The sequence below is a fragment of the Corallococcus sp. 4LFB genome (genome assembly GCF_046520365.1).
GTDB classification, from domain to species: Bacteria; Myxococcota; Myxococcia; order Myxococcales; family Myxococcaceae; genus Corallococcus; species Corallococcus caeni.
On sequence record NZ_JBKGHJ010000575.1, the window covers coordinates 1 to 4,770 of the forward strand.

Genomic DNA, 4,770 nt, shown 5'->3' on the forward strand with positions numbered 1-4,770 from the left:
CCTCCAGCAGCGCGGGCACCGACGCGGCGTCGGCCGCGCGAGGCTCCGGGCTCCGGGCCCTCGCCGGCATCACGTCCAGCGACAGCCGGGACAGCGGCTTCTGGGGCGACGCGACGGCGTCGGAGAGCAGCGCCTCCAGCTGGGACAGCAGCCGCACGATGGTGTCCGCGTCGAACAGGTCGACGGCGTACTCCAGCGTCCCGGAGAAGCCCTGCGCGTCCTCCCGCATCAGCAGCGTGAGGTCCGCCAGCGACGTGCCGTACTGCGCGGGCAGGCCGGTGACGTCGAAGTAGCCCAGCCGCAGGCCGGGGAACTCCACGATGGGCGCGGACACCCCCTGCGCGTGCAGGAGGAAGATGGCGTCGAACAGGCGGCCCAGCGACGCCTCCTCGCCGGGCTCCAGCTCACCCAACAACTGCTCGTAGGGCACGTCCGGGTTCGCGAACGCCGCGAGCGTCGTGTCCCGCACGCGCAGAGCCAGCGTGCGGAAGTCCGGGTCGCCGTCCACGTTCGTGCGCAGCGCCAGCGCGTGCGCCACGTAGCCAATCTGCGGCTCCAGCTCCGGGCGCGTCCGGTTGCCAATGGACGTGCCCACGACGATGTCCTCCTGTCCCGAGCACCGGGCCAGGAGCGCCGTGAAGCCGGCGAGCAGCGTCATGTACGCGGTGAGCCCTTCACGCTGGCTGAACGCGTTCAGCGCGACGCCCAGCTCCGGCGGAAAGGCGAACGAGTGCCGCGCGCCCCGCCGCTTCGCTCCCGGGATGCGAGGCCGGTCCAGCGGCAGGGACAGCGCCCCCGGACGTCCGGCCAGCTTCATCCGCCAGTACGCCTGCTGATCCGCGAGCGTGCCGTCGGCCAGCGCCTGCCGCTGCCAGAGCGCGAAGTCGAGGTACTGGATGGACAGCTCCGGCAGCGGCACGGACACGCCGTGCACGAAGCCGGTGTAGAGCGCCACGGCCTCGCGGATGAGGTTCACCAGCGACAGCGTGTCCGCGACGATGTGGTGGATCGTCACCAGCAGCACGTGCTCCGTGTCCGCCAATCGCAGCAGGCGCACGCGCACGAGCGGACCCCGGTCCAGCGCGAACGGCGCCGCGGGCTCGATGCGCGCGAGCCGCAGGGCCTCCGCCTCGCGGTCCCCGCTGAAGCCGCGCAGGTCCACCACCGGCAGCGAGACGCGCACCTCCGGCAGCAGGCGCGGCACGCCCCGGCCGTCCTCCTGGACGAAGACCGTGCGCAGCGATTCGTGGCGGCGGATGACCTCGTTGACGCCGCGCTCCAGCAGCTCCGGCCGCAGCGCTCCGGAGATGCGGACCGCGAGCGGCTCGTTGAACAGCGAGCTGCCCGGCTCCCGCGCCTCCATCTCCCAGACGCGCTCCTGCACGTAGGACAGGGGCAGCTCGCCTGTGCGGGGCCAGGGCTGGATGGCCGTCCCCGGACCTTGCGCTTCTTCCTCCTGCGTGAGGGAGCGGCCCTCCGCCAGGAGCCGGGCCTCGATGCGCTCGGCGAGGCCCGCGATGGTGGGGGCCTCGAACAGGTCGCTCAGCGGCACCTGCGTGCGGAACGTCTCGCGCAGTCGCGTGAGCAGCTGCGCCGCCATCAGCGAGTTGCCGCCCAGGTCGAGGAAGTTGTCGTCCAGGCCGACGTCCGTGAGGCCCAGCCGCTCGCGCCACAGCTCCGTCAGCTTCAGCTCGATGTCACTGAGGTTGGCGGGCGCGGACACGGCCACGGGCACCACGGGCGCCACGGGCGCCACGGGCGCCGGTGCCGCCACGGGCACGGCCGGCGCTTCCGGCAGGGGCAGCGTGGGCCGGACGTCCAGGTGGACCCGCGCGGCCTCGAACGGGTAGCCGGGCAGCGACACGCGACGGCGCGGACCGTGGGCGTGCAGCACGTCCCAGTCCACCTTCGCGCCCATCCGCCACAGCGCGCCCACGGACTCCAGCAGCGTCTGGAGGTCGGACGTGGACGTGCCCGAGCGGCGCAGCGACGGCACGGCCACGGTGTCCTGCACCGCGCGCAGCTTCAGCCGCGCGAGCGCCGTGAGGCCCTGATCCGGACCGGCCTCGATGAGCAGCCCATGGCCAGAGTGCAGCAGCGTGTCCAGGCCCGCGGCGAAGCGCACCGGCTCGCGCATCTGCCGTGCCCAGTAGCGCGGCGACGTGGCCTCCTCCGGGAGGATCCACGTCCCGGAGAGGCTGGACACGAAGGGCAGGGCAGGGGCCTTGAGCGGGATGGCCGACACGGCCCGCTCCAGCTCGGGCATCAGCGGCTCCACCGCGCGCGAGTGGAACGCATGCGACGCGGCCAGCCGCATCACGCCCACCTTCCGGCCCGCGAGCGTCCGCTCCAGCGCGGCCAGCGGCTCCAGCGGTCCGGACACCGTGCACCGGTCCGCGCCGTTGTGCGCGGCAACCTCCAGCGCGGCGGGGAGCAGCGGCGCCACGTCCTCCGGGGACAGCCCCACCGCGAGCATTCCGCCCGGAGGCAGCCGCGTCATCAGCTCGCCGCGAACCACCGCGAGCCGGAGCGCGTCCTCCAGCGACATCACCCCCGCGAGGTGCGCCGCCGCGTACTCGCCGAAGCTGTGGCCCAGCAGCGCGCCGGGCTTGAACCCCAGCGCCATCCACCACCGCGCCAGCGCCACCTCCACGGCCAGCAGCGCGGGCAGGGCGTAGCGGGGCTCGGAGAGGGCCGCCTCCGCGCGGCCTCCTCACCGGCGGCGGGGAACAGCACGGAGCGCAGGTCCTGCGTCAGCCCCACGGCCGGGAGCAGCGCGAGGCAGGACTCCAGCGCGTCGCGGAAGCGCGGCTCGGCGTCGAACAGCTCGCGGGCCATGCCCACGGCCTGGGCTCCCTGGCCCGGGAAGAGGAAGGCCACGCGGTGCGCGGGCGGGGCGTCCACGTCGCGCACGGTGGACGCCGAGCCCGGCTTGCGCAGGGCCTCCACGAGTCCGGTGACGTCCTCCGCCACGACCGTGCGGCGCAGCTCGAAGCCCTTGCGGCCCGCGTTGCGCGTGAAGGCCACGTCCTCCAGGTCCACGCTCGCGTGGACCTCCAGGTGGTCGGCCAGCTCCCGCGCCACCGTCTCCAGCGCGCCGGGCGTGCGGGCGGACAGCGTGACGAGCTGCCGCGAGCGCCGGGTGCCGGGTGCCGGCTGCTGAGTGGGTGCCTCCTCCAGCACGACGTGCGCGTTGGTGCCCCCGATGCCGAACGAGCTGACGGCGGCGGCGGCGCGGCTGCCCGCTGCGCTCCCACGGCCGCAGCGCGGTGTTCACGAAGAAGGGGCTGCGCGCGAAGTCGATCTCCGGGTTGGGCTGCTGGAAGTGGAGGCTGGGGGGCAGCTCACCATGATGCAGCGCGAGCACGGCCTTGATGAGGCCGGCGATGCCCGCCGCCGTGTCCAGGTGCCCGATGTTCGTCTTCACCGAACCCAGCGCGCAGTACCCCGTGCGCTGCGTGTGCGCGCGGTAGGCGCGCGTGAGGGCGGCCACCTCGATGGGGTCGCCCAGCGCCGTGCCCGTGCCGTGCGCCTCCACGTACTCCACGCTGCCCGCGTCCACGCCCGCCGCCGCGAGCGCCCGCGCGATGACCTCGCTCTGCCCCTGGATGCTGGGCGCGGTGTAGCTGACCTTCGCCGCCGCGTCGTTGTTGAGCGCGGAGCCCTTGATGACCGCGTACACCCGGTCCCCGTCGCGCACGGCGTCGGAGAGCCGCTTGAGCACGACGACGCCCAGGCCGCTGCCCAGCACGGTGCCCCGCGCCTTCGCGTCGAACGCGCGGCAGTGGCCGTCGGGGGAGAGGATCATCCCCTCCTGGAAGAGGTAGCCTGTGCGCTGCGGCAGCGACACCTTCACCGCGCCCGCCAGCGCCAGGTCCGACTGCCCGGTGCGCAGGGACTGGCAGGCCAGGTGCACCGTGACGAGCCCGGTGGAGCAGGCCGTGTAGACGTTGAGGCTCTCGCCGCCGAGCTTCAGCTTGTAGGCCGTCTTGGTGGCCACGTTCTCGCCGCTGGTCGTCCCCAGCGCCTCGAACAGCGAGGCCGGGTCCTTGCGCGTCTGCCCCAGCAGCGACAGCAGGTGCACGCTGGAGCTGCCCGCGCCCGCGTACAGCGAGACGGGCGCGGCGATGCGCTCCGCGTCGTAGCCCGCGTCCTCAAGGGCGTTCCACGCGCACTGGAGGAACAGGCGCTGCTGCGGATCCATCCACTGCGCCTCGCGCGGGGACAGGCCGAAGAAGGACGCGTCGAACGTGTCCGCGTCCTCCAGCACGCCGCCCGCGGGGACGAAGTCCGGGTGGCTGCGCAGTTCGTCCGGGAACAGCGGCGACGGCTCCAGCTCCTCGTGCGTGAAGCGGGTGATGGACTCCACGCCGTCGCGCAGGTTGCGCCAGAAGGCGTGCACGTCCGGAGCGCCCGGGAAGCGTCCCGCCATGCCGATGATGGCGATGTCGCCGGAGCTTCCTCCCGGGCCTTCACGCGGGGCCTGTGGCCGGGACGTGGGGCCGGGGGGCGGAGGCACGTCGCGCTCCAGCCTCGCGGCGAGCTTCGCGACGGTGGGGTGCTCGAAGAGGTGGGTGACGGGGACGTCGCGTCCCAGGGCCTCGCGCAGCTGCGTGCTGGCCTTCACCACCAGGAGCGAGCCTCCGCCCAGGTCCTCGAAGAAGTGCGCGTGCAGGCCCACGCGCGGCACGTCGAGCACGCGCGCCCAGACCTCGGCGATGCGCTGCTCCAGCGCGGAGACGGGCGCGGCGAAGGGGGCGTCCGGCGCGG

The 4,770-nt window shown here is 74.0% G+C and carries 2 protein-coding genes and 1 pseudogene; all 3 read right to left on the minus strand.

Going from position 1 to position 4,770, the window contains the following annotated elements:
- Nucleotides 1-2,653 (minus strand): condensation domain-containing protein (locus tag ACLEQD_RS37135; RefSeq protein WP_410390619.1); only part of this gene is annotated, 2,653 nt, incomplete at its 3' end.
- Nucleotides 2,548-3,183, minus strand: a complete 636-nt coding sequence (locus ACLEQD_RS37140; protein WP_410390620.1) for a hypothetical protein — start codon at nucleotides 3,181-3,183, stop codon at nucleotides 2,548-2,550. The genes ACLEQD_RS37135 and ACLEQD_RS37140, both read right to left, overlap by 106 nt.
- Before the next feature lie 199 nt (nucleotides 3,184-3,382).
- A pseudogene (locus ACLEQD_RS37145) lies at nucleotides 3,383-4,699 on the minus strand (beta-ketoacyl synthase N-terminal-like domain-containing protein); the annotation flags it as partial.
- Between the last annotated feature and the right edge of the window lie 71 nt (nucleotides 4,700-4,770).